This is a genomic window from Vannielia sp. ABF1_015 (assembly GCF_056160745.1).
Window position 1 is genome coordinate 276,197 of the sequence record NZ_JBSWXT010000002.1, and the last position, 22,030, is coordinate 298,226.

General features: G+C 64.4%; 26 protein-coding genes. 9 read left to right on the forward strand and 17 right to left on the reverse strand.

Going from position 1 to position 22,030, the window contains the following annotated elements; all coding sequences use genetic code 11:
* Window position 1 precedes the first annotated feature (1 nt).
* Window positions 2-829: an ABC transporter permease gene (locus tag ACXAG6_RS13805; RefSeq protein ID WP_475338295.1), complete on the reverse strand. Its 828-nt coding sequence runs from the start codon at window positions 827-829 to the stop codon at window positions 2-4.
* Window positions 826-1,734 (reverse strand): ABC transporter permease, encoded by a 909-nt coding sequence (locus ACXAG6_RS13810; protein WP_475338297.1) that lies wholly within the window; start codon window positions 1,732-1,734, stop codon window positions 826-828. Before ACXAG6_RS13810 ends, ACXAG6_RS13805 begins: the two co-directional genes overlap by 4 nt.
* 292 nt (window positions 1,735-2,026) lie before the next feature.
* On the opposite strand from ACXAG6_RS13810, the gene ACXAG6_RS13815 reads away from it, so the two are divergent.
* Both ACXAG6_RS13815 and ACXAG6_RS13820 read left to right on the forward strand, forming a co-directional pair.
* Complete coding sequence (locus tag ACXAG6_RS13815) at window positions 2,027-2,620, forward strand: HupE/UreJ family protein (protein WP_475338298.1); 594 nt, start codon at window positions 2,027-2,029, stop codon at window positions 2,618-2,620.
* A gap of 2 nt (window positions 2,621-2,622) precedes the next feature.
* Window positions 2,623-3,252, forward strand: a complete 630-nt coding sequence (locus ACXAG6_RS13820) for a hypothetical protein (RefSeq protein WP_475338300.1) — start codon at window positions 2,623-2,625, stop codon at window positions 3,250-3,252.
* A 4-nt stretch (window positions 3,253-3,256) separates the two neighbouring features.
* Here the strand turns inward: ACXAG6_RS13820 and ACXAG6_RS13825 are convergent, their stop codons facing one another.
* From ACXAG6_RS13825 to ACXAG6_RS13840, 4 genes are all read right to left on the reverse strand, one after another.
* On the reverse strand, window positions 3,257-4,318 hold the full coding sequence (locus ACXAG6_RS13825) for a hypothetical protein (RefSeq protein WP_475338301.1): 1,062 nt from the start codon (window positions 4,316-4,318) through the stop codon (window positions 3,257-3,259).
* Window positions 4,319-4,423: 105 nt separating this feature from the next.
* Window positions 4,424-4,912 carry a 30S ribosomal protein S9 gene (rpsI, locus tag ACXAG6_RS13830; protein ID WP_475338302.1) on the reverse strand — a complete coding sequence of 163 codons (489 nt, stop codon included), beginning with the start codon at window positions 4,910-4,912 and terminating at the stop codon, window positions 4,424-4,426.
* Window positions 4,913-4,915: 3 nt separating this feature from the next.
* A complete protein-coding gene (rplM, locus tag ACXAG6_RS13835) occupies window positions 4,916-5,374 on the reverse strand; it encodes a 50S ribosomal protein L13 (protein WP_140014135.1) in 459 nt (152 codons plus the stop codon).
* Between the two features lie 140 nt (window positions 5,375-5,514).
* Window positions 5,515-5,958 carry a PaaI family thioesterase gene (locus ACXAG6_RS13840; RefSeq protein ID WP_475338303.1) on the reverse strand — a complete coding sequence of 148 codons (444 nt, stop codon included), beginning with the start codon at window positions 5,956-5,958 and terminating at the stop codon, window positions 5,515-5,517.
* Between the two features lie 64 nt (window positions 5,959-6,022).
* Between ACXAG6_RS13840 and ACXAG6_RS13845 the strand changes: the two genes are divergently transcribed.
* Window positions 6,023-6,814: an enoyl-CoA hydratase gene (locus ACXAG6_RS13845; RefSeq protein WP_475338304.1), complete on the forward strand. Its 792-nt coding sequence runs from the start codon at window positions 6,023-6,025 to the stop codon at window positions 6,812-6,814.
* A 303-nt stretch (window positions 6,815-7,117) separates the two neighbouring features.
* Here ACXAG6_RS13845 and ACXAG6_RS13850 read toward each other — a convergent pair whose 3' ends face one another.
* Genes ACXAG6_RS13850 through ACXAG6_RS13860 form a run of 3 tightly spaced genes read right to left on the reverse strand, consistent with a single transcriptional unit; the run spans window position 7,118 to window position 10,529 of the window.
* Window positions 7,118-8,587, reverse strand: a complete 1,470-nt coding sequence (locus tag ACXAG6_RS13850) for a carboxypeptidase M32 (RefSeq protein WP_475338305.1) — start codon at window positions 8,585-8,587, stop codon at window positions 7,118-7,120.
* A 1-nt stretch (window position 8,588) separates the two neighbouring features.
* Window positions 8,589-9,740, reverse strand: coding sequence for a heme A synthase (gene ctaA, locus ACXAG6_RS13855; protein ID WP_475338307.1), 1,152 nt, complete (start codon window positions 9,738-9,740; stop codon window positions 8,589-8,591).
* Between the two features lie 60 nt (window positions 9,741-9,800).
* Window positions 9,801-10,529: an RNA methyltransferase gene (locus ACXAG6_RS13860; protein WP_475338308.1), complete on the reverse strand. Its 729-nt coding sequence runs from the start codon at window positions 10,527-10,529 to the stop codon at window positions 9,801-9,803.
* An 88-nt stretch (window positions 10,530-10,617) separates the two neighbouring features.
* Here ACXAG6_RS13860 and ACXAG6_RS13865 point away from each other — a divergent pair, with 88 nt between their 5' ends.
* The 3 genes from ACXAG6_RS13865 (at window position 10,618) to ACXAG6_RS13875 (ending at window position 13,051) form a co-directional block, all read left to right on the forward strand.
* A complete protein-coding gene (locus ACXAG6_RS13865) occupies window positions 10,618-10,950 on the forward strand; it encodes a TfoX/Sxy family protein (protein ID WP_475338309.1) in 333 nt (110 codons plus the stop codon).
* Window positions 10,951-11,005: 55 nt separating this feature from the next.
* Window positions 11,006-11,629 (forward strand): thiamine phosphate synthase, encoded by a 624-nt coding sequence (locus ACXAG6_RS13870; RefSeq protein WP_475338311.1) that lies wholly within the window; start codon window positions 11,006-11,008, stop codon window positions 11,627-11,629.
* 324 nt (window positions 11,630-11,953) lie between these two features.
* Window positions 11,954-13,051: a tRNA-dihydrouridine synthase gene (locus tag ACXAG6_RS13875; RefSeq protein WP_475338312.1), complete on the forward strand. Its 1,098-nt coding sequence runs from the start codon at window positions 11,954-11,956 to the stop codon at window positions 13,049-13,051.
* A 22-nt stretch (window positions 13,052-13,073) separates the two neighbouring features.
* Here ACXAG6_RS13875 and olsA read toward each other — a convergent pair whose 3' ends face one another.
* The 3 genes from olsA to ACXAG6_RS13890 all read right to left on the reverse strand — a co-directional run bounded on the left by olsA (window position 13,074) and on the right by ACXAG6_RS13890 (window position 15,078).
* Window positions 13,074-13,946 (reverse strand): lyso-ornithine lipid O-acyltransferase, encoded by an 873-nt coding sequence (gene olsA, locus ACXAG6_RS13880; protein WP_475338313.1) that lies wholly within the window; start codon window positions 13,944-13,946, stop codon window positions 13,074-13,076.
* Complete coding sequence (olsB, locus tag ACXAG6_RS13885) at window positions 13,943-14,758, reverse strand: L-ornithine N(alpha)-acyltransferase (RefSeq protein WP_475338315.1); 816 nt, start codon at window positions 14,756-14,758, stop codon at window positions 13,943-13,945. The genes olsA and olsB overlap by 4 nt, the downstream gene beginning before the upstream one ends.
* Before the next feature lie 134 nt (window positions 14,759-14,892).
* Window positions 14,893-15,078: a DUF3553 domain-containing protein gene (locus ACXAG6_RS13890; protein WP_140014127.1), complete on the reverse strand. Its 186-nt coding sequence runs from the start codon at window positions 15,076-15,078 to the stop codon at window positions 14,893-14,895.
* Window positions 15,079-15,101: 23 nt separating this feature from the next.
* Here ACXAG6_RS13890 and ACXAG6_RS13895 point away from each other — a divergent pair, with 23 nt between their 5' ends.
* Entirely contained in the window at window positions 15,102-15,686 is a 585-nt protein-coding gene (locus tag ACXAG6_RS13895; protein ID WP_475338316.1) for a histidine phosphotransferase family protein, read from the forward strand.
* Window positions 15,687-15,753: 67 nt separating this feature from the next.
* Here the strand turns inward: ACXAG6_RS13895 and ACXAG6_RS13900 are convergent, their stop codons facing one another.
* Window positions 15,754-17,007 carry a glutamate-5-semialdehyde dehydrogenase gene (locus ACXAG6_RS13900; RefSeq protein WP_475338317.1) on the reverse strand — a complete coding sequence of 418 codons (1,254 nt, stop codon included), beginning with the start codon at window positions 17,005-17,007 and terminating at the stop codon, window positions 15,754-15,756.
* A 116-nt stretch (window positions 17,008-17,123) separates the two neighbouring features.
* On the opposite strand from ACXAG6_RS13900, the gene ACXAG6_RS13905 reads away from it, so the two are divergent.
* Window positions 17,124-18,149: a Gfo/Idh/MocA family protein gene (locus tag ACXAG6_RS13905; protein ID WP_475338319.1), complete on the forward strand. Its 1,026-nt coding sequence runs from the start codon at window positions 17,124-17,126 to the stop codon at window positions 18,147-18,149.
* A gap of 69 nt (window positions 18,150-18,218) precedes the next feature.
* Here ACXAG6_RS13905 and ACXAG6_RS13910 read toward each other — a convergent pair whose 3' ends face one another.
* The 3 genes from ACXAG6_RS13910 to ACXAG6_RS13920 form a co-directional block, all read right to left on the reverse strand.
* Window positions 18,219-18,428, reverse strand: a complete 210-nt coding sequence (locus ACXAG6_RS13910) for a hypothetical protein (protein ID WP_475338320.1) — start codon at window positions 18,426-18,428, stop codon at window positions 18,219-18,221.
* Window positions 18,429-18,566: 138 nt separating this feature from the next.
* Window positions 18,567-19,400 (reverse strand): DUF481 domain-containing protein, encoded by an 834-nt coding sequence (locus tag ACXAG6_RS13915; protein WP_475338321.1) that lies wholly within the window; start codon window positions 19,398-19,400, stop codon window positions 18,567-18,569.
* 285 nt (window positions 19,401-19,685) lie between these two features.
* Entirely contained in the window at window positions 19,686-20,189 is a 504-nt protein-coding gene (locus ACXAG6_RS13920; protein WP_475338323.1) for a DinB family protein, read from the reverse strand.
* 177 nt (window positions 20,190-20,366) lie between these two features.
* Here ACXAG6_RS13920 and ACXAG6_RS13925 point away from each other — a divergent pair, with 177 nt between their 5' ends.
* On the forward strand, window positions 20,367-21,413 hold the full coding sequence (locus ACXAG6_RS13925; protein ID WP_475338325.1) for an extracellular solute-binding protein: 1,047 nt from the start codon (window positions 20,367-20,369) through the stop codon (window positions 21,411-21,413).
* A gap of 60 nt (window positions 21,414-21,473) precedes the next feature.
* On the opposite strand, the gene ACXAG6_RS13930 is transcribed toward ACXAG6_RS13925, so the two are convergent.
* Window positions 21,474-22,004, reverse strand: coding sequence for a GNAT family N-acetyltransferase (locus tag ACXAG6_RS13930; RefSeq protein ID WP_475338326.1), 531 nt, complete (start codon window positions 22,002-22,004; stop codon window positions 21,474-21,476).
* Window positions 22,005-22,030: the final 26 nt, after the last annotated feature.

The following is a 22,030-nucleotide window of genomic DNA, read 5'->3' on the forward strand; positions in this document are numbered from 1 at the left end:
GTCAGAGGAATCCCCCGGTGTCCTTGGCCCCTGCCCGCTTCAGCCCGCGCCGCCGCATGAGTTCGGCCAGCGTCAGCAGCACGACCGATGCCGCCACCAGAATGGTGCCAAGGGCCATGATGATGGGCAGCTTTTGCGGAAAGCGGAGTTGCGACCAGATGTAAACCGGCAGCGTGGGCTCCGCGCCGGTGAGGAAGAAGGCGATTATGAACTCGTCGAGCGAGATGGTGAAAGAAATCAGCAGCGAGGCGATTATGCCGGGCATGATCAGCGGCAGCGTGACAAGCCGAAAGGTGCTGGCGGGCGTTTCGCCAAGGTCGATTGCGGCCTCTTCCAGCGAGGTGTCGAGCGATTGATAGCTGGCGTTGAGGATGGCCACGGCGAAGGGGGTGCAGATGAGCGTGTGGCCGAGGATCACCGTCCAGCTGGAGAGCGGCGCGCCGAGGATCGAGACGATCACCACCAGCAGCGAGACACCGACGATGATCTCGGGCAGCACCAGTGGCACCATGATCAGCCCCATGATTGTGCCCTTGCCAGGGAAGCGATAGCGCACCCCGGCCCGCGCCGCGCAGAGGCCAAGCAGCGTGGCCAGCACCGAGGAGGTGACGGCGATGATGAGCGAGGTTTTGACCGAGCCTGTCAGCGCCGGCACGCCGGTGAGGCCCTTGAACCACTCAGTGGTGAAGCCCTGCAGCGGGAAGGCGATGACTGAGCTTTCATTGAAGGCGAAGAGCGGCAACAGGAAGATCGGCGCGTAGAGAAACACCAGATAGGCCACTGCATAGAGCCAGAGCCACCCGCCGCGTTTTGCCAGCCAGCCACTCATTTGCCCCCCTTCACCCAGCGCATCGTGGCCAGCACGATACCGAGCGAAATGAGCGAGACAGAGAGCATGGCGATCACCGCCAGCGCGGCCCCCATCGGCGCGTTGTTGAGCTTGAGAAACTGGGTTTGGATCATGTTGGCAATCATCAGCCCGTCCGGCCCGCCAACCAGCCGGGGGGTGACGTAATCTCCGATGGTCGGGATGAAGACGATGAGGATGGCCGCGACCACCCCGGGCATCGCCAGTGGGAGGGTGACACGGGTGAAGGTGCGAAACATCCCTTCGCCAAGATCGCGGGAGGCCTCGAGCAGGGAGCGGTCTATCTTTTCCAGCGCCACGAAGATCGGCAGGATCGCGAAGGGCGCGAAGGCATGGGCCAGTGTGATCACCACGGCGTTGGCGTTGTAGAGGATGAAGGTGAGCGGTTCGTCAATGATCCCAATCCCTTGGAGCGAGGAGTTGAGCACGCCGTTGTATCCGAGGATCACCTTCCAGAGGAACACCCGGATCAGGTAGCTGGTCCAGAACGGGATGGTGATCAGGAAGATCCAGAGCGATTTGCGCTCGGGCCGAACGTAAAAGGACACGAAATAGGCGATGGGGAAGGCCAGCACCACGGTGGCAAGGGTGACGGCCCCCGAGATCAGCAGCGATCGGCCGAGCAGCAGCATGTAGAGCGGCTCGGTGAAGGCCTCGCGGTAGTTCTTGAGAGTGAAGGTCCGGTCGAGCGTCAAAAAATCCTGCGACCAGAACGACAGGAGCAAAACGGCCCCAAGTGGGACGGCCAGGAGCAAAACGGCATATAGCCCGGGCGGGGCCGCCAGCAGCAACCCCTTCTTCGCGTCGCTCAGACCATGGCCTGCGCTCAATCCTTCATCCCCCGAGAGCATTACCGTCGTTCGCATGAGGTTATGCGAAACACAGGCATGCTCAAGGGCTGATTTGCGGCGGTGCAGCAGAGGGTGGGGGAGGAATCAAATGGGGCGTGCTTCCAATGAAACACGCCCCAGGAGATCGTGAATAGATATAGGTCAGGAATGCAGCCCTGTCAAGGGATCGTCATGTGACGCAGCGTCAGGAACATGCTTGGAGTGGGGCCTCCGTTTGTGCTCTGGCTCCCGCTAGGGTGCGAAAGGGTTGTGAGCGCAGTAAATCAATATACCAATGCAGAGCAACGATTTACCCGGGGGTTATACCATGCAGCGCAACACCGCTTTCTCTTTGTTTCTTACTGCGGCGGTCGCCGTGCTGGCTGGCCCGGCGCTGGCGCACACCGGCGAGGGCTTGGCGGGCGGCCTGCTTTCGGGCTTCCTCCATCCGATCCTCGGCTGGGATCACGTTGTGGCCATGGTGGCGGTTGGACTTTGGGGCGCGGTGCTGGGTGCGCCCGCGATGTGGGTTTTACCAGTTGTGTTTCCGCTCGTGATGGCCTTCGGTGGGGCGCTTGGCGTGATGGGTGTGCCGATTCCGGCGATTGAAACCGGCATCGCGCTGTCGGGCGTGGTGCTGGGGCTTTTGGTGGCCTTCTTCGTGAAAGCGCCGCTTTGGGTGGCGGCGGTGATCGTGGGGGCCTTTGCCATCTTCCACGGGCATGCCCATGGCACCGAATTGCCAGAAGCCGCCAACCCGCTGGCCTATGGCGTAGGCTTCGTGGTGGGCACCGGGCTGCTTCATGCCGTTGGCATCGGGCTGGGCCTCTTCACCGGCCATTCCGCGGGCCGGATGGTGGTGCGGGCCGCTGGTGTGGTGATTGCTGCCGTGGGCGGGTTGTTTTTGGCCGGTCTGGCCTGAGCGTGAGGCCTTTTGGAGCTTGCGCTGCCGGTGCGGCGGCCTGCCTTGCCACGCTGATCTTCGCCGCACCTGCGTGGGCGCATGAGTTCACCGCCGGGGCGGATCAATATGCCAGCTTTGTCGAGGGGGCCTCGGTGCCGCTGTCATGGCCCCCTGCCCTCGTATGCCTGATATCCTTGGGCATTCTGGCCGGGATTTGGCACAGGCTGGGCGCGCGGCCTGTCTTTGCGGGCTTGCTGGCGGGCATTGCCGTGGGCGTGGCACTCTCCATACTTCAGCCGGGGTTTGCCGCCCTCGCCCCGCATGTCGCCGGGCTTTGCGTGGCCTTGCTGGCCGCCTCGGGGCTTCGCCCGCACAAGGCGCTTGGCAGTGCGGCGGGGTTTGTTGTGGGCGGGAGCGTGCTGCTGGGCGCGCTGGATGAGCACCCTTTCGGCACGCTGCCGGTTTCGATCTACGCCGGGATCTGCTTTGCCACCCTGCTTATGGCCGTCGCCATCACCGCCCTTGCCAGAATGAGCTTTGACCGCTGGGGCGAGGCCAAGTGGCTCGCGCTCACATGGCGCACCGGCGCGTCGTGGTGCGCCGCGATGCTGCTGCTTGCACTGGCTTTCGAACTGCGACCGCCCGTCTGAGCGCTCAATTGGCCTGCAACGCCATGGCCTCCAGCGCGTAGACGCTGTTGGCGTTCAGCGGCCATGCGGACTCGGCCTTGAACCTGTCAGCAAACTCCCCGATCCAGAAGGCGAGAAAGTCGCAGGTCTTGGCGTTGCCATAGAGACAATCGGCCACGAGATTATCCAACATGGTCTGGCTGAAGCGAATGCGCTTGTCTCCGCGCTCGGCCCGCCAGCACAGATCTGGCTCACCGCTGATGTCGCAGCCGCGCTGAAACAGCCGTTGCCCCTCGGCGTTTTGGTCCTTGGCATATGCGAAGGCCCCACCGTTGCGGCAGCCGAGGGCTGCGCCCGCATCGCAGGCCCGCGCGTAGTAGTGCAGCGCGTCCGGGTCTTCGGGGCGGCGGGCCATGCCGTTTTCCGCCACCAGGATGCAACCCCAGGCCTGGCCTTCGTCACAAGCGGACCGCAGGGCCTCGCCAGCGGCCAAGGCATCGCTGTAGATCACCCGCTTGCCCTCCACCACGAGGCAGGCGATGGCCTCTCCGGCGGTGCAGGCGGTGTCCATCCGGTCCAGCCGGGAGCTGTCAGACACGGCGGAGAGCAAGGTGTTGCAGGTGAAAGCGTCACCCGCCTTGCAGCCCTTTAGGATCAGGGCGAGATCATCGGGTGAAGCCGTAAGCGGTGGGCGGATGGAGGCGTCAAAAGCGCCGCCGAACTGGCGACAACCGATGGCATCGCCCAGCTCGCAGGCACGTCGTTCCAGTGCCAGTTCATCCCCCTTGATCCGGCCACGGTTGACCCACCATGCCAGAAGACGGCAGGCGCTGCCGTCGCCATAGAGCTCGCAACCTCGGGTGAGCGCCTTGGCGGATGCGGCAAAGCCGGGCTCTTTCACAAGCAGCAAGTGAGCCGAAAAGGTGATGCGGCAGGCCTCCGCGCTTTCGCAAGCGTCCGGGTCTCCGGGCACATCGGGCTGGCCGGTGACGCCTGGCGCACCCGCTACGTCCGGCTCAGGCCAGGACACACCGAAAGCCAGAAGCAAAGTCAGGGCCACGCCCCCCACGATCCAGCCCCATCGCATGTGACACACCTTTCAACCCAAGTCGGGCGGAACCTAACCCTCGGCCCAGAAAGAGAAAAGGCCCACCGAATGGCAGGCCCTTTCCAGAAATTCTTGAAACCAGACTCAGCGCTTGGAGAACTGGAAGCTCTTGCGGGCCTTCGGCTTACCGTACTTCTTACGCTCGACGACGCGGCTGTCGCGGGTGAGGAAGCCGGCGGCTTTGAGGGCGCCACGCAGCGAGGGTTCATAAAGCTGCAGGGCCTTGGAGATGCCGTGCTTCACCGCGCCGGCCTGGCCGGTGAGGCCGCCGCCTTTGACGGTGGCCATCACGTCGAACTCGCCTTCAACGCCAGCAACCTGGAAGGGCTGGCGCAGGATGAGTTGCAGCACGGGACGGGCAAAGTACTTGTCCTGGTCCTTGCCGTTGACGATGACCTTGCCGGAGCCCGGCTTGATCCAGACACGGGCGACTGCATCTTTCCGCTTGCCGGTGGCGTAGGCACGGCCCAGCTCGTCGCGCTGGGGCTCGCGGTTGATGATTTCTTCAGCGACGGGGGCCGAACCTTCGGCGACCGTGCCCAGCTCTTCGAGCGAATTCACTTGGTCAGCCATTTATCAGACCCTCGTGTTCTTTTTGTTCATGGATTTTACGTCCAGCACTTCGGGGCTCTGGGCCTCGTGCGGGTGCTCGGCGCCGGCGTAGACACGCAGGTTGGTCATCTGCACGCGGCTCAGCTTGTTGCCGGGCAGCATGCGCTTGACGGCCTGCATCACCACGCGCTCGGGGTACTTGCCCTCGAGGATCTGGCCGGTCGTGCGGGACTTGATGCCGCCCGGGTAGCCAGTGTGCCAGTAGTTCGGCTTTTCACGCTTGTTGCCGGTCAGCTGGATCTTGTCGGCATTGATGATGATCACGTTGTCGCCCATGTCTTGCGACGGGGTGAAGGTGGCTTTGTGCTTGCCGCGGAGGCGGTTGGCGACGATCGAGGCGAGGCGACCCAGAACCACGCCTTCGGCGTCGATCAGGATCCACTTCTTGTCGATGTCTGCCGGGGTGGCAGTAAAGGTTTTCATGTGTCGGTCCTCTTGCGCCGCACGAGCGGGTGCGGCTGTAGCATTCGATTGGGCCGTTCTAAGCATTCGGGGCGGCCAGTCAAGAGGCGCAAGGTGGAATAAATAGAGCTATTTCAGAGTCTTATAATTAAGGTATTATTTTACCCCACATTTGGAGCCGGTTTTGGCGGGATCGCGTAGGTCAGGCTGGCGCGGGCAACCACCGCCGCCTGCCCTTCGGAGCGAATATGGCACTCGCCCACGGCGAGCGAGCGGCCCAGTTTCAGCAGGCGCGTGGTGCAGATCAGGTCGCGCCCGGCTTCGGGTTTGCGCATGAAGTCGATCGCGCAATTGGTTGTGACGGTCAGGGCGACCGGGCCGATGCGCGACAGAACGGCGAAATACATGCCCACATCCGCAAGGCCAAACATGGAAGGCCCCGAGATGGTGCCGCCGGGCCGCAGGTGCTTGTCTTGCGTCAGCAGCCGAACCACCACGCCATCGGCGGTGACCTCCTCCACCGAGAAGTCGCCGATCACCTGTGTAAACTCGGTTTCGACGAAGCGCTCCAGCGCGGCCTTGTCCATTACCGTCTTGTCCAGCATTCCGCTCCCCTTGCGCTTTTCCGGGCTGCGGCCCAGAGTTTCTGCCAATGGGGAGAATGGCAAGATGAGTGAGCCTGTGCTGACCCGGGTTGACCGGGGAAACGTTGCGGAACTGACACTGAACCGGCCGGGCGCGCTCAATGCGCTTTCTGACGGGCTACTTGCGGCGCTGACAGAGGAGATCGCCGCCTTAGGAGAGGATGGCCGCATTCGGGTGGTGATCCTGCGGGGTGCGGGCAAGGTGTTTTGCGCGGGCCATGACTTAAAGGAGATGCAGGCCGGGCGGCAGGCAGAGGACCGTGGCCGGGCGTATTTTGAGGATCTCTTCGCCCGCTGCTCCGCCGTGATGATGGGGCTGCAGGCCCTGCCCCAGCCGGTGATTGCGCAGGTGCATGGCATCGCCACCGCCGCCGGGTGCCAGTTGGTGGCTAGTTGTGACATGGCGGTGTCGGCGGAGGGCACGCGGTTTGGGGTGAATGGCGTCAACATCGGCCTGTTCTGTTCCACCCCCATGGTGGCGCTGTCGCGCAATGTGGCACCGAAGGTGGCCTTTGAGATGCTCACCACAGGCGAGTTCATCGACGCGGCGCGTGCCCGCGAGGTGGGGCTGGTAAACCGCGTGGTGCCCGAAGCCGCGCTTGAGGGCGAGACCCGCAGCCTCGCCGAGACCGTCGCGGGCAAGCTCACCGCCGCCGTGAAGATCGGCAAGCGGGCGTTTTATGACCAACTCCCGATGACAACCGCCGAGGCCTATGCCCATGCCTCAGCGGTGATGGTCGAGAACATACTTTGGCGCGACACCGACGAGGGGATCAAAGCCTTCATCCAGAAGCGCCCGCCCGATTGGCAGGGGTGAGAATGGCGTAAAGGGTTTACGAAGCGTTTGAGCGGGCGGGCTGGACGTGTACCGTCTCGCCAGCAAACTCCCCTGCCCCACGCAAGCCGTGCAGCGCCGTCCCGTGGGGGTGGCGCTCGCAACGGCGGTTCGTGCCACTTTATGGTTGGGTGGTCATCTCACGTCAGGGGTAGGCGCTGACTTGGACGAAGCGCCGCCCCGGGGGACGGGACGGCGCTGCACGGCGCCTTTGGCTTGATTCCGTGCGGGGTCATTGCTCAACCCTTGGCTGGCACCGCCCGCACTCTTGGCGCAATGCCCCGGTCACAGCTTGTAGATCTCCCCGAACTTCTCTTCGAGGTAATCCAGCAGCGGCGCTTCAGACGGCTCGAAGCCGCAGGCGTGGGAGATGGTTTCGCGCGGGGGGCGCAGCCCGCCGTGCTGTTGCAGGTTTTCGCGCAGCCATGTGGTGGCCGGGGTGGCATCACCCGAGGCCAGCGCGGCATCGATGCCCGGCACGGCCTCGCGCAGCGCCTTCATCAGGCAACCGGCGTAGACATTGCCGAGGCTGTAAGTCGGGAAGTAGCCGAAGAGGCCGACGGACCAGTGCACATCTTGCAGGCAGCCGTTGGAGGGCTTGTCGACCGGGTAGCCGAAGTCGCGCTCGAAGCGGGCGTTCCATGCTTCTTCGAGGCCTGCCGCTTCCAGCTTGCCTGCCACGAGGTCGCGCTCAAGGTCGAAGCGCAGGAGGACGTGGAGGTTGTATTGCACCTCGTCGGCCTCGGTGCGGATGTAGCCGGGCTTCACCTTGTTGACGGTGGCATAGAAAGCATCGGCATCAAGACCGAGCGGGCCGAAGGCCTCTTCCATCTGGCTGTGCAGCCAGCCGGTGAAGGCGCAGGAGCGGCCCATTTGGTTTTCATAGATGCGGCTCTGGCTTTCATGCACGCCCATTGAGACCCCCTGCCCCATCGGGGTGAGCAGGTAGTCTTGCGAGATGTTCTGCTCGTAGCAGGCGTGGCCGACCTCGTGGATGGTGGAGTAGAAGCAGTTGAACGGGTCATCCTCGGCGACGCGGGTGGTGATGCGCACGTCGTTGCCGGAGCCGGAGCTGAAGGGATGCACGGCCTTGTCGATCCGGCCACGAGTGAAGTCGTAGCCGAAGGCCTCGGCCAGCTTGTTGGAGAGCGCAAGCTGCGCGGCCTCGGGGTAGCTGCCGGTCAGCTCGGCGGGCTGGTGATCGGAGCCGAGGACGGCCTCGCGCAGGCCGACGAGGCGTGGGCGGAGCGCGCCGAACATCGCCTCAAGGTCAGCGGCCTTGGCGCCGGGCTCATAGTCATCCAGCAGCGCGTCGTAGAGATCGCCGCCATCGGCCAGCGCGGCGGCCTCCTCGCGCTTGAGCTTGAGCACCTCGTCCAGCACGGGAACGAAGGCCGCCACATCTTCGGCGGCGCGGGCCTCGGCCCATTTGCCTTGGGCGATTGAGGTTGTTTTGGCCAGCGCGGCGGCGAGTTTGGAGGGCAGTTTGGTGGTGCGTTCGAAGCTGCGGCGGATCAGGCGGAGGGCCGCCTCACCGGCCGCGTCGGGGGCTTCGGCAGCCGCCAGCCAGTCGCCCAGGCGGGGGTCGATCTTGCGGGCGTGCAGCACACCGGAGAGTGCCGCGATCTCGTCGCCACGCTGCTCGGCGGAGCCGCGGGGCATCATGGTTTCCTGATCCCAGCCAAGGCGGCCCATGACTTGGCCAAGGGCCTCGGTCTCGCGGCTGTGGGCCATGAGGTCTTCAAATGCGGTCATGTCAGAGTCCTTCGCGGAGCGTTCCGGCCTTGGGGTAGCCCGCAAGGAAGCGGGCACGGATGATAACGACCCAAAGCGCGACGCCGAGCGCCTGATGGGTGATGGCGATGTGCCAGGGGGCGGAGTGCATCACGGTGACGATGCCGAGCACCACCTGCCCGAAGAGCAGCACCAGCGCCCAATCAAACGCGCGGCGGGTGGCGGCATAGGCGGAGCGGCGCGACCTGATCCAGGCGAAGATGGCGAAGGCGAAGAGCGCGTAGGCCACCATGCGGTGGATGAATTGCACGGTGCCGTCATTTTCAAAGAGGTTGCGCCAGAGCGGCTCGATCTCCCACATGCCGGGGGGCGTGAAGCCGCCCGCCATCAGCGGCCAGTCGATGTAATTGCGGCCCGCGTCGATGCCCGCCACCAGCGCACCGATGAGGATCTGCAGAAAAGCGAAGTGCATCAGCCCTGTGCCCAGCCCCCAGACCCGGCGCTCACGGGCGCGGCGGGCCTGCATGATCTCGCGCTCGGGGCGCGACAGAAGCAGGATATACCACGCCAGCAGGCCAAGGATGGCGAAGGCGAGGCCGAGATGGGTGGCGAGGCGGTAGGAGGCAACGTCGGTCATCTCGCCGGAAAGGCCGGAGTAGACCATCCACCAGCCGATAGAGCCCTGAATGCCGCCGAGCACGCCGGGGATCAGCAGGCGGAGCTTCCAGCCGGTGGGGATTTGGCCGCGCAGCAGGAACCAGAGGTAGCCGACCGCCCAGACTAGCCCGATCAGGCGGCCAAGCTGGCGGTGCCCCCATTCCCACCAATAGATGGTTTTGAACTCGGCAAGGCTCATCCCCTTGTTTTGCAACTCATACTCGGGGATCGTCTTGTACTTGTCGAAGGCGATGGCCCAATCGGCCTCGTTCAGCGGCGGGATGGCGCCCTTGATCACGTTCCACTCGGTGATCGAAAGGCCGGAGTCGGTGAGCCGGGTGAGGCCGCCGACGATGATCATCACCACCACGAGGGCGAAGAGCAGCATCAGCCAGCCCCGGATGGCAAGGCGTGCGCCGCCCCGGCTGCCCTTGTCGATCAGCCCGGTTTCGCGGGGCGTTGTGCGCGGGGTCTCGCCCTCGCTGACCTCTTCGAAGATGCTGCGTTTTCCGGCCATGGTGGGTCCTATGCTCGGGGCCTCTTTCGCGCTCTCAGGTAGCGCGGGGAGGCCGCGGCCTCAAGAGCCGCCGCCGGACGACTTGCCGCGCAGCAGCTGGCGCAGGGCACCGTGGAGCATTTGCACATCCGGGCGGGTGAGCATGAGACGGGGCCACATGTTGCGCAGGACCAGCTTCATCCCGGCAGCTTTCTCGGCGGGAAAGAAAAACCCGGCCTCCTCCAGCCGTTCCTCCCAGTGATCGCCGAGCTTTTCGACCTCTACCGCAGAGGCGGGCTCGGCGGGGGCCTCGGTGCCGCGCGGAAGCGTGTGGCGGCCATATTCATAAGCCATCAGCAGCACGGCCTGGCCTAGGTTGAGCGAGAAGAACTCGGGGTTCACCGGCACGGTAATGATGGCGCTGGCGCGGGCGACATCCTCGTTTTCCAACCCGGCGCGCTCGGGGCCGAAGAGCACCGCTACCTTCTGGCCAGCAGCGGCGCGGCGGCGGGCGTCAACCATGGCTTCTTCTGGGGTCAGAACCGGCTTGGTGAGGCCCCGCCCCCGGGCCGTGGTGGCATAGACCATGCGGCAATCGGCCACCGCGTCGGCCACGCTTTCATGCAGGTCTGCGCCGTCGAGCACCCGCCCTGCGCCGCTGGCGAGCGCTGCCGCACGCGGGTTTGGCCAACCGTCACGCGGAGAGACGAGGCGCATTCTGTCGAGGCCGAAGTTCCACATTGCGCGGGCTGCCGCGCCGATGTTTTCGCCCATCTGCGGGCGCACGAGCACAAATACCGGGTCTGCCATTTGCTGCGCCTTTCTTGCCTCGCACCACGGCGCGGGTGATACGATGGGACGCAGGGCCAGACAAGCGGTGCTTTGGAAGGGAGCGACAATGGCGTGGGACGAGGAGGTGGCCGAGCGGCTGCGCGAGGGGCTCATGGGCGTGCCGGAGGTGAGCGAGCGCAGGATGTTTGGCGGGATTTGCTTTATGATCCGGGGCAATATGGCCTGCGTCGCCTCGGGGCGCGGCGGTGCGTTCTTTCGGGTGGGCAAGGCACGCGAGGCCGAGGCGCTGGCGCTGCCGGGGACGGCGCGGATGGTGATGGGAGGGGCCGAGAAGCCCGGGTTTGTTCATGTCGACCGGGGCACTCTGGAGGAGGAAGATATTTTCGATGGGCTGATGCGGCTTTGCCTGAGTTTCGTGGAACCGATGCCGGCGAAGTAGCCAAGCCCGCAAAACCCCGATATAGGGCCTGAAACCGAAGATAATGGAGCCGAAAATGGCCGATGCGCCCGATGTGCCGCAGATCTACCTGATCACCCCGCCGACGCTGGAATTGTCGAGCTTTCCCGCCAAGTTGGCCGGAGTTCTTGATGCCGTAGACGTGGCCTGCGTGCGGCTGGCTTTGGCGACGACGGATGAGCGCGAGGTGGCACAGGCGGCCGACAGCCTGCGTGAAGTGGCCCATGCCCGGGATGTGGCGCTGGTGATCGAGGCGCATGTGCAGATGGTCGAGCGACTGGGGCTGGACGGTGTGCACCTGACGGATGGGGCGCGCAGCGTGCGGGCCGCGCGCAAGGCGCTGGGCGAAGATGCCATCGTTGGCGCCTTCTGCGGCGCATCGCGGCATGACGGGATGAGCGCCGGTGAAGCGGGCGCGGATTACGTAAGTTTTGGCCCGGTTTCAATGACTTCGCTGGGAGACGGCACCCAGGCGGAAGACGAGCTTTTTCAGTGGTGGAGCCAGGTGATCGAGGTGCCCGTGGTGGCCGAGGGCGGCCTGAGCGCGGGGCGCGTTGCGGCGCTTGCAAGCATGACGGACTTCTTTGGAATCGGCCCGGAGATCTGGGCCGAGGACGATCCGGCCGCCGCGTTGAAGAGCCTGATGGCCGGCGCGCTCTGATCTGTGCATTTTTGCAGGTTTCCTGCTCAAAAGGGCGTTGACCGCAAATTTATCACAGGCACACCCTATGCACATACGATGCACATCCTGTGCATCCGCGATTTTCGCACAACGCCGATTTCCTAACCCGGCGCACGCATCTGGCTGCCGCCCTGTTCCGGCCCGCCCTCGCCGCCCCTCCTTGCCTGAATTTTCCTAAAGTGATCATTTTTCGACCATCTGGTCAAAAACTTTGCCCTGCGGCCCAAAACGAGCCGGAAAATCGTTGACTTTGAATCGGTGCCTGATGACGTTTTTGTTGACTCAAAGATGTTAGGGGACGCCGTGCAGACCACACTCGCAACACGCTTTACCGGCCTTGATTTCGTCAATCCTTTCGTGCTGGCTTCGGCCCCGCCGACGGAGAGCAAGCAAAAGATCATGCGGGCTTTCGAGGCGGGCTGGGGCGGCGTTGTTACCAAGACCATAGGGTTGCACCCGGTCGAAAACGTTGCCGGACCCAAAACGATCTATCAGCGCACCAGCGAGCAGAAGCCCTATGTCTCGCGGATGAAGCGGCCCGACACGGTATCGCACTCGTCGTGGAACTGGGAACTGATCTCGGACCAGCCGCTGGAGCAATGGCTACCCGATCTTGAAGAGATCAAGACCACCTACCCCGACCGCATGGTGATTGCCTCGATCATGGCCGGATGCGGCAATGAGGAGGAGATGGAAGCCTGGCGCAAGCTGGCCCGCTCGGTGGTTAACGTGGGCTGCGATGCGCTGGAGCTGAACCTCTCCTGCCCGCATATGGACCGCAAGGACATGGGCGCGAACATCGCGAACGACGAGGACATCATCCGCGCCATCCTGAATGCGGTGAAGAGCGCGGTGGATGTGCCCGTTTGGGTCAAGCTGACGCCCGCGACCTCGACCCTCGTGGATGCCGCCGGGGCGGCCTATGAGGCGGGCGCGGCCTCGATCTCGCTGTGCAACACCTTCCCGTCGTTGCCGCTGATGGACCCGGAGACGCTGAAGTTCGAGGTGGAGGTCGATGGCCTTGTCACCTCCGGCGGGCTGGGCGGGCTGGCGATTTTGCATCAGGCGTTGCAGCGGGTTTCGGACATCTCGCGCGCCTATCCCGATCAGTCGATCTCGGGGATCGGCGGGATCAAAGGCTTCCGCGAGGCCTTCAACTTTATCGTCCATGGCGCGGGCAACCTGCAGGTTTGCACGGCGGCGATGGAGGAAAAGGGCAGCGGCGGCGTGGGCGTGAAGCTGATCCAGGAGTTGAAGGACGATTTGAGCGACTACATGGAGCGCATGGGCCATTGCTCGATCGAGGATTTCCGCGGGATCGCGCGGGAGCGGATCGTGGAACACGCGCAGGTGCGCCGGAAAAGCGAAGAATACAACGGCGGCTACGCCCAGTCGGCGTGACCGTTTAAAGGTTAACGGCCCGTCAGCCCTCCGGTGCAGAACGACGCTTTTCCAGCCCTTCACGCACCGCTGCTTCGCAGGCCGCCGCCAGTGCCTTGCGGCTCCCTGCCCCGGCGACCGAGATTGGCGCGTGAAAGACGATCTCGACCGCGCCCTGACGCCGCGCGCCGAGCACGCGAAGCAGGCCGGAGCCGAAGTCCATGTCTCCCCACCAGCCATAGAAGCGCGGGTCTTCTCCCGGCGGCGCTTGGTAGGCGACTGTGACGGGCTGGATGTGCAGGATCTCGGGCATGTCGTGGGTGTAGAAAGCCTGAAACAGCGTGGGCTTGAAGGGCAGCACCCGGAGCCCGTCGGTTGAGGTGCCCTCGGGGAAGAAGAGCAGACGGTGGTTCATCCGCAGCCGCTCTTCGAACACCGCTTGCTGGGCCTTGGCCTCGCGCCGGTCGCGCCGGATGAAGACGGTGCCGGTGGCCCGCGCCAGCCAGCCGATGCCGGGCCAGCCTGCAACCTCGGCTTTGGCGACGTAATAGATGCGCTGGGGCGCGTTGAGGGCGTAGATGTCGAGCCAGCTTGCGTGATTGGCGACGATCGCGCCGCGATGGCGCATGGGGGTGCCGTGGGTGCGGTGCTTCATGCCAAGGCAGAGGAACGCCGCCTTGCAGACGAACTGCGTGATGAAGGGCGTGACCGGGCGGTGGTGGCCGCAGAGCGGACGCTCGACAAGGCGGACCAGCAGGAGCAGCGCGAGGCAGCCGAAGGTGATGAGGCCAAGGGGCAGACCGCGCAGTATGACCCGCGCCCAACCGAGCGGACCGAGACGCGGAGGCGGCAGCGGGGATGCGCCTTGCCAGAGCGGACCCTGGCTGGGGCTTTGCTCGGTGTGGTGCTGGTTCAAGGGGCGCGGTCTTTGCGGTAGATCGCCACTTGGCGCGGGCTGACCTGCGTGGCGTCGAGCACGAGGCAAACATCGGTGGTGTTGAAGGCGTGATCGAGAAAGGCCCCCTGCCCGACCCAGCCGCCGAGACGCAGGTAGGCCTTGATCAGCGCGGGCACGGCGCGCATGGCCTCGGGGCGGTTGAGCTGGGCTTCGGGCAGGATGTTCATGGCGCGGCCATTGGGGGGCAGCACCTCGGGGCGGAGCGCGGCGGGGGCGAGGTGGCTGTGGTGGAGCAGGGAGAGCGGTGCGGCGAGGGCTTGCAGATCGGTGCCGTGGAAGGAGGCGGTGCCAAAGAGCACCTCGATGCCGCGCGCCTCGACGTAATCCCACAGGGCGCCCCAGAGGTGGAACATCGCCATGCCGCCACGATACTCGGGTGCGAGGCAGGAGCGGCCAAGCTCCAGCAGATTGCGGCCGGAGGTTTTGAGCGGGGTGAGGTCGTATTCGCCTTCGGTGTAAAAGCCGCCTGCGGCTTCGGCCCGGGTGCCGGGCAGCAGGCGATAGACGCCTACGACCTTGCCTTCGCCCTTACCCTCGCCACCGCCGTTCCCTTCGCCATCGCCCGCACCTTCGCCCGCGTGGTCGATCAGCAGCAGGTGGTCGCAATGGGCATCGAAGGGGTCGGCCTCTAGACGGGCGTCATGATCAACCATCTCGCCATCGCCACCAAGCTCGGCCACGAAAACCTCGTAGCGCAGGCTTTGGGCGGCGCGCAGGTCGGCCTCGTCAGCCGCCAGTCGCAGCTCGAATTTCGGCGCTTCGGCGTCCATCCTGCGTGCCCTTCGGCCCTCCATTGCCGCCCGTCTCCGGGCTTTTAGGCAGCCCGCCGCGACGGCGCAACCCGGGTGGGCTCTGGCTGGCACGGGGGTCGCATTAATGTCATGTTAACCAAGACCCGCGTAGGTCATCGGTTAAAGACGATTTCCAGGAGGATGCGCTTGCCGTCGATTGTCACTTTGCCTGCGTGCTCGAAATTCACGGTGATGCGCCCGCCGATGTTTGATTGCACCTGTCCCAGCCCCCAATCGGGCTCATCAGGGTGGCGCACCAACATGCCCGGTTCGAGGATTGCGTTGAGATCTGAGGCCATTGGGCTTTCTCCGGAGGGCGACCATGGACGATGACTTCGACCTGGCGGCGCGGTTGGCGTCGCGGATCTGCCACGACCTGATCAGCCCGGTTGGGGCCATCGGCAACGGGGTGGAATTGCTGGCGATGGCAGGGCTGCAAAACAGCCCGGAGCTGGCACTTGTAGATGACAGCGTGAAGAATGCGCAGGGCAGGATCAAGTTTTTCCGCATCGCCTTTGGCCGCGCCGAAGAGGGACAGGCGGTGAGCGAGGCGGAGATACTGGCCACGCTTGCAGAATATCTTGGCGGCGGACGTGTGCAGGTGGATTGGCCGGTGCCCGGAACGGTGGGCCGGGCGGAGCTGCGGGCGATATTTCTGGCGATCAACTGCCTTGAGATCGAGCTGGCCTATGGCGGCGTGATCGAAGTGCGGCCCGGTTGGGAGGTGGTGGCGCGCGCGCCGCGAATGCGCAATGAGGCCGCTGCATGGGAGGCGTTGGAGCGCGGAGATGGCGCGGGGCTGAGCCCGGCACAGCTGCAATTTGCGATGTTGCCCAAGGCGCTGGCGGCCTTGGGGCGCGCGGCTGAGGTTGCGCGGCTTGAGGAGGAGGTTGCGATCCGGTTTTGAGCCGGAGATTGCGCGGCGGGGGATGACCCCCGCGCGCTGTGATACCTTGGGCAAGACCGCCCGTGGGTTACGGCCGCGTGGTGCCGTTGCCGGTGACGAGATATTTGAAGCTGGTCAGCTGGGTTGCCCCCACCGGGCCACGGGCGTGCATCTTGCCGGTGGCGATGCCGATCTCTGCGCCCATGCCAAACTCGCCACCATCCGCGAATTGGGTGGAGGCGTTGTGCATCAGGATGGCGCTATCGACCCGCTGGAAAAAGCGCGTGGCAGCGGCCTCGTCTTCGGTCAGGATCGCCTCGGTGTGCTGCGAGCCGTAGGTGCGGATGTGGGCGATGGCCTCGTCAATGTTATCAACCACTTTCGCGGCGATCTTCATGTCGAGGAACTCCTTGCCGAAATCCTCCTCGGTGGCCGGGCGGGTGCCGTTCAGCCCTTGGGCGTAGACCTCTACCCCGGCCTCCATCAGCGCATCGACAAGTTTCTGACCGAGGTCAGTTTGGCTTGCATGCACCAGCAGACATTCGGCGGAGCCACAGATGCCGGTGCGGCGGGTCTTGGCGTTGAGCACGACCTTCATCGCCTTTTCGGCATCGGCGGCGGCATCGACATAGACGTGGCAGATGCCCTCAAGGTGGGCGAAGACCGGCACGCGGGCCTCGCGCTGAACGAGGCCGACGAGGCCCTTGCCGCCGCGCGGCACGATCACGTCGATATAGGCGGTGGCGCGAAGCATCTCGGCCACGGCCTCGCGGTCGCGGGTGGGCATGAGCTGGATCGCGTCTTCGGGCAACCCGGCCTCGCGCAGCCCGGCTTGCAGGGCGGCGTGGATGGCGCGGGCGCTGTGATAGCTCTCGGAGCCGCCGCGCAGGATCACCGCGTTGCCGGATTTGAGGCAGAGGGCCCCGGCATCGGCGGTGACGTTGGGGCGGCTTTCGTAGATCACGCCGATGACGCCGAGCGGGGTGCGCACGCGGCGGATGTGCAGGCCGGAGGGGCGATCCCACTCGTCGATCACCTCGCCGAGCGGGTCGGGCTGGGCGGCGATGGCGGTGAGCCCGTCGACCATGCCCTGAATGCGGGCCTCGTCGAGCATGAGGCGGTCCATCATCGCATCGGTCAGGCCCTTTTCGCGGCCGTAGTCCAGATCGCGGGCGTTGGCTTCGAGGATCTCGGCTTGCGAGGCCAAAAGCGCGGCACCGGCGGCTTTGAGCGCGGCGTTGCGGGTCTCTGGCGGCGAGAAAGACAGCTCCGCAGCAGCGGCGCGCGCGCGCTCACCCATCTCGGTGACGAGGGCGGGGATGTTGTGGCTAAGGTCTTTCATCGCGTTGGCTCCTTTGGTGAGAGGGATGTAGCGCGATGGGGGGCGCGGCTCAATGGGGTTTGCGGTGCGGGCGGATTGCTGGTCTGGTGGCGGGGCGCATCAGCGGGAGGGACAAGATGGCAGCGGCAGAAGAAGATCAAAGGGTTGGCGTGGCCTTGCTGGGGGCCGGGATGATCGCCAAGAGCCATGTGGCGGCACTTTCGGCGGCGGGGGACAGGCTGCGGCTGGAGGCGGTGGTTTCACGCCATCCGGAGCGGGCGGACTACCTTGGAGCGCTCTATGACGGGCCGGGGCCGAGGTTTATCTCTCAGATTGGCGAGGTCATCGACGACCCGACGATCCAGATGGTGATTGTGGCCACACCGCCGAGCGTGCGGGCCGAGGTAATTGCGCCACTGGCGGAAGCGGGCAAACACATTTTGCTGGAGAAGCCGGTTGGGCGGACGCTGGGCGAAGCCGAGGAGGTTGTGGCGATCTGCGAGCGGGCGGGCGTGGCCCTTGGCGTGGTGTTCCAGCACCGGGTGCGCGCCTCATCGCGGGCGGCGGCGGAGTTGATTGCCAGCGGCGCCCTCGGAGCGCTGGGCGTGGTGGAAATCGCCGTGCCGGCGTGGCGCGAGCAGAGCTACTATGACGAGTTGGGGCGCGGCACCTATGCGCGGGACGGTGGCGGGGTGGTGATAACCAACGCGATCCATTCGATTGACCTTGCACTTAGCCTGACCGGGCCGGTGACGCAGGTGCAGGCGATGATGGCCACATCGAAGCTGCACCGTATGGAAGCCGAAGATTTTGCCGTGGTAGGCCTGCGGTTTGCCAACGGTGCGGTGGGATCGCTGGTGGCCAGCACGGCGATGTTTCCGCAGCGAAGCGAGACGGTTGCGCTGCATTTCGAGCAGGCGTCGTTGCGGATTGGCCGTGACGGGGTGGTGGTGAACTGGCGTGACGGACGTGAGGAGGCGCTGGGGGCCGAGGAGGTGGAAAAGCACGATTGGCACCAGAGGGTGATTGAGGATTTTGCCGCCGCGATCCGCGAACAACGCGCGCCGCTGGTGACAGGGCGCGAGGCCTTGGCGGCGCATCGGCTAATTGAGGCGATTGAGGCCTCTTCTCGTGACGGCAAGTCGGTGGAACTGTCTGGCTGATCTGGGACACGCTTTACCGTTAGCGGGGATCGTGTGTGCGCCCCGCGAGGTTGCTTTTTTGGGCGTTTCTCAGCCCGGCCCCTCTTGTTCTGAAATGGCATCGGCCACGATCTTGTTGACCGTGGCCAGATCCACACCGGCGTGGTCGGCGGCCTGTTGGCTTGAATAGCCGCGTGCATAACACTCCAGCACGCGGGCAGTGACTTCCTTTGCGGGCGGCTGGGCTTGGTTGGTGCTGCTGCTGTGGGCGGACTGGGCCACCGGCTTGTCGTGCGTCATTGAAATCCCCTGCCCTTATGCGTCAATCGCTGCGCTGTTGTTGCATGTTAGGCCATTGAGTGCGGCGGTGCCGCAATGAAAAAGGCCCGCCCATTTCTGGGCGAGCCAATCTTGTCACTGATAACGAGGGATATCGGATCAGTTGAAGCTGTAGACCAGCGACACGCCGAAGGTGTTGTCGGTGTTGTCGTCACCCGGCAGCGGATCGGTGTGATATTCGGTGGCGATGGACGTGCGCAGCGCCAGGGCGTCTGTCATCGAGACGTTCACGCCGAGGTCGTTGTAGATCACGTTGTCGGACTCCGAAAAGATGAAGTCGGTGTCGTTGGTCAGGTAGACCGTTTCGGTGAGCTTGGTCGAGAAGTTGGAGCCGATGGAGGCGGCTTCTTCTTCGATCTCGGTGCCATCAGACAGCTCGGCCCAGCGGTAGCCGGGGCCTGCCGACACATACCAAGTGGAGCGGGCGTTTTCGACGACCTTATAGCCCACACCGAAGCCCGCGAAGGTATCGCGGCGGTAGGAGGCGAAATCGTCTTGGCTGCCTTGGATCTGGCCGTAGGCATACCAGCGGTCGCCGAAGTCACGGGTGTAATCGAGGCCATAGAGCAGGCTTTCGGTGTCTTTCACATCGTTGCTCTCGCCGTAATCGTAGACGATGTTGAACTCGACGCCGTTGGTGCCGTCATACCAGCCGAGGTTGGCACCGAGGCCCACGTCGAAGCTTTCGGTGTTGCCGGATTGGGCGGTAGAGCGGAGCGAAACCGAGCCATCAAAACCGAGCTTGCGGCCGCTGTTGCCGAAGGCGTCGACGTCACGATCGTAATCGTCGGTGATGTCTTCCTGCAGATCTTCGAGACGCTCTTCGGCGGCGTCGCGGTTGTCGAACGTCGTGGTCTGCGCCAGCGCGGCCCCGGCGGAAAAGCTTGCAACGGTGCCGAGCGCGAAGGCGGCGAACGTGGTGGTGTTTTTCATTGTCTCCTAATCCTTCTCAGAGGGTTTGACCGCAACCACGAGGGCTGCGGGACGGCTGGAAAGTAAGAGGGTTGGAGAGAGTTATAAGGACCCGGGGCGGACACGAAATTGTGCTTGGGCACCGCGTTGTATCAATAGCACATCGGCGGAGAGTTGCCGGGTGTTTTTTACTTCATTATCAACGGGTTCCACATGTCGTCGCGTAAGCTCACGGCACATTTCACGGCGACATGATGGGGCAATGTCTTGGCACTATTGAAGGCGAGTGCGGGGCCGCAGGATCTTTCAGCTTCCGGGCAGGAACGGCAGGTCTGTGATGCCGGGATCGAGGCCGATGGAGGTCAGCATGGCGTGGACCTGCCCACGGTGGTGGGTTTGGTGGTTGAAGAGCTGGGTGACGCAGATTGCCATCGGTTTGCGGTAGTCGGCGTTATAGGTAGGCGAGTGCCATGTGAGATCGCCGACGAGATCAAGCTCGCGCAGACTGGCGGCCCAGACCTTGATGCGCCCGTCGAGTTGGAAGCGCGCCGCCTCCCATGCGCCGATGGTGAGGCAGTAGCGGGTGTTTTCTTCCACCGGCACCTCGGGGCCCGGCCCGCCATCGAACCGGCTCATCCACGACGTATCGGCCCAGACCATGTGGTTTAGGGTGGCGAGGATGGAACCGAAGAAGGCACCACGGTCCTTTGTCAGCTCATCGGGCGGGAGGTGGCGCACGCAGCTCATTACCTGCTCGTTCTGCCAGGCGTTGTAGCGGGCCATCATCCGCACCCATTCGACACCGATCATGTTGCGAAATCTCCTCAATTTTGTGCAAGTTTTGCCGGGGCTTGTGCTTGTGTCAATCAACGCGCCCCCGCCCCTGCCCCGCCGAGGCCTTTCCTCGTATTTTCCCTTGTGGGCAAGGCGTGGCGCGGCTAGCGTTTCTATCCGAAAGCCCACCGCCAACCAAAGGACCACCACATCATGGCGCGATATTTCTCTGCTGCTGCGGCGCTACTTCTTTCGACGGCCTTCACTGCTCATGCGGCGGATGAAGAGCTGTTGATCTTCGACTGGTCGGGGTTTGAAGAGCCCGGCTTCTTTGGCGAATACATCGAGAAGTACGGCGACAATCCGAGCTTCACCTTTTTCGGGGAAGAGGAAGAGGCGTTTCAGAAGCTGCGCTCTGGCTTCAAGGCCGATATCGCCCACCCCTGCTCGCAGTCGGTGGACAAGTGGCGGCAGGCCGGGCTGATCGAGCCGTGGGATATCAGCAAGATCCCGCGCTATGAGACTGTGGCGGAGAGCTACAAGACCGACCCGATCTTTACTGATGGTGATGATGTCTACTTCATCCCCGCCGACAATGGCTCGACCGCGATTGCCTTCAACGCCGATGAGCTGAGCGCCGAGGATGTGGGCAGCTTGCAGGTGTTCAAGGATCCGCAATATGCGGGCCGGATTTCGCTGCCCGACAACGTGGATGACATCTATGCGCTCGCCTATCTGGCCACCGGCGTGAGCGACTGGACGAAGGCGACGCAGGAAGATTTTGAAGCCGCCAGCGCATGGCTGCGCGAGGTGCATCCCAATGTGCGGGCCTATTGGGCCGATGGTGCGGAGCTGGCGCAGCTGATGAGCACGGGTGAGGTGCTGTTTTCATGGGCGTGGAGCGAAACGCCCGCCTCGATGCGCGGCGATGGCCACAACATCGGCTTTCAGCGCGAGGCCGAGGGCGGGTCTTCGGTGTGGTTCTGCGGCTATGTGAACCTCGTCGACGGGCCGGGCAGCGAAGACAAGGCGCATGATTTCGTCAACGCGTGGCTCTCCCCCTCTTCGGTGGAATACATCGTGAACGAGTGGGGTTATGGCAACTCCAACACCGAGGAGATGGCCAAGATCTCGAGCGAGACGCTTGACGAGGTGGGCCTTGGCGAGGTCAGCGCCCCGGTTCTGGCGCAGCTGCCGATGGACAACGCGCTGCGCGAGCAGATGATTGCCGAGTTCGAGAAGATCAAGGCCGGGTTCTGACCGCCGCCGGATATTGAATGGGGAAACGGCGGCTTGCGGGCCGCCGTTTTCATTTTGCGGTCAGGGGTGCGGGGCTTCCATCGGCAGGATGCGGCCCCATTTGGTGTCACGCGGGGCACCGGCCACCTCGAACCCCGCCTTGCGGTAGGCGGCGATGGCGCGGGCGTTGTCGGGGTGCGGATCGGTGCAGATGACCGGGGCACCGGCGGCGTAGAGCGTGGCCATGTGCTGGCGGATGAATGCGGGGCCGTGCCCCCGCCCCAGCAGAGCGCGCAGGCCGATGAACTGGTCGATCCCGCGGGCGCCGGGCGGCAGGTGGCGGAAGGGATGATCGGGCCAGCCGTGCACATCATAGTCCTGTATGTAGGCGAAGGGCGTGCCAGATAGGGCAATGATGCGGGGCACAACGCGGGTGCCTTGCAGATCGGCCGCATCGAAGGGGTCATCCTGCCCCCACCAGAGCCGCACCTCGGGCACCGCCAGCCAGCCGCGCAGGAGCGGCAGGTCTGCGAGCGTGGCGCGGCGGAAACTGTAGGCGGCATCTGGCATGAGCGCAGCGTAGCCTGCGCGCCGCGCGCCCGGAAGCAGCATGCCATCTTGAACCTGCGCGGCCTCGC

Coding starts and splice junctions, on each gene's coding strand:
- ACXAG6_RS13805 (WP_475338295.1), bottom strand. CDS start 829: ATGAGTGGCTGGCTGGCAAAACGCGGCGGGTGGCTCTGGCTCTATGCA.
- ACXAG6_RS13810 (WP_475338297.1), bottom strand. CDS start 1,734: ATGCGAACGACGGTAATGCTCTCGGGGGATGAAGGATTGAGCGCAGGC.
- ACXAG6_RS13815 (WP_475338298.1), top strand. CDS start 2,027: ATGCAGCGCAACACCGCTTTCTCTTTGTTTCTTACTGCGGCGGTCGCC.
- ACXAG6_RS13825 (WP_475338301.1), bottom strand. CDS start 4,318: ATGCGATGGGGCTGGATCGTGGGGGGCGTGGCCCTGACTTTGCTTCTG.
- rpsI (WP_475338302.1), bottom strand. CDS start 4,912: ATGGCTGACCAAGTGAATTCGCTCGAAGAGCTGGGCACGGTCGCCGAA.
- rplM (WP_140014135.1), bottom strand. CDS start 5,374: ATGAAAACCTTTACTGCCACCCCGGCAGACATCGACAAGAAGTGGATC.
- ACXAG6_RS13840 (WP_475338303.1), bottom strand. CDS start 5,958: ATGCTGGACAAGACGGTAATGGACAAGGCCGCGCTGGAGCGCTTCGTC.
- ACXAG6_RS13845 (WP_475338304.1), top strand. CDS start 6,023: ATGAGTGAGCCTGTGCTGACCCGGGTTGACCGGGGAAACGTTGCGGAA.
- ACXAG6_RS13850 (WP_475338305.1), bottom strand. CDS start 8,587: ATGACCGCATTTGAAGACCTCATGGCCCACAGCCGCGAGACCGAGGCC.
- ctaA (WP_475338307.1), bottom strand. CDS start 9,740: ATGGCCGGAAAACGCAGCATCTTCGAAGAGGTCAGCGAGGGCGAGACC.
- ACXAG6_RS13860 (WP_475338308.1), bottom strand. CDS start 10,529: ATGGCAGACCCGGTATTTGTGCTCGTGCGCCCGCAGATGGGCGAAAAC.
- ACXAG6_RS13865 (WP_475338309.1), top strand. CDS start 10,618: ATGGCGTGGGACGAGGAGGTGGCCGAGCGGCTGCGCGAGGGGCTCATG.
- ACXAG6_RS13870 (WP_475338311.1), top strand. CDS start 11,006: ATGGCCGATGCGCCCGATGTGCCGCAGATCTACCTGATCACCCCGCCG.
- olsB (WP_475338315.1), bottom strand. CDS start 14,758: ATGGACGCCGAAGCGCCGAAATTCGAGCTGCGACTGGCGGCTGACGAG.
- ACXAG6_RS13890 (WP_140014127.1), bottom strand. CDS start 15,078: ATGGCCTCAGATCTCAACGCAATCCTCGAACCGGGCATGTTGGTGCGC.
- ACXAG6_RS13895 (WP_475338316.1), top strand. CDS start 15,102: ATGGACGATGACTTCGACCTGGCGGCGCGGTTGGCGTCGCGGATCTGC.
- ACXAG6_RS13900 (WP_475338317.1), bottom strand. CDS start 17,007: ATGAAAGACCTTAGCCACAACATCCCCGCCCTCGTCACCGAGATGGGT.
- ACXAG6_RS13905 (WP_475338319.1), top strand. CDS start 17,124: ATGGCAGCGGCAGAAGAAGATCAAAGGGTTGGCGTGGCCTTGCTGGGG.
- ACXAG6_RS13910 (WP_475338320.1), bottom strand. CDS start 18,428: ATGACGCACGACAAGCCGGTGGCCCAGTCCGCCCACAGCAGCAGCACC.
- ACXAG6_RS13915 (WP_475338321.1), bottom strand. CDS start 19,400: ATGAAAAACACCACCACGTTCGCCGCCTTCGCGCTCGGCACCGTTGCA.
- ACXAG6_RS13920 (WP_475338323.1), bottom strand. CDS start 20,189: ATGATCGGTGTCGAATGGGTGCGGATGATGGCCCGCTACAACGCCTGG.
- ACXAG6_RS13925 (WP_475338325.1), top strand. CDS start 20,367: ATGGCGCGATATTTCTCTGCTGCTGCGGCGCTACTTCTTTCGACGGCC.
- ACXAG6_RS13930 (WP_475338326.1), bottom strand. CDS start 22,004: ATGCTGCTTCCGGGCGCGCGGCGCGCAGGCTACGCTGCGCTCATGCCA.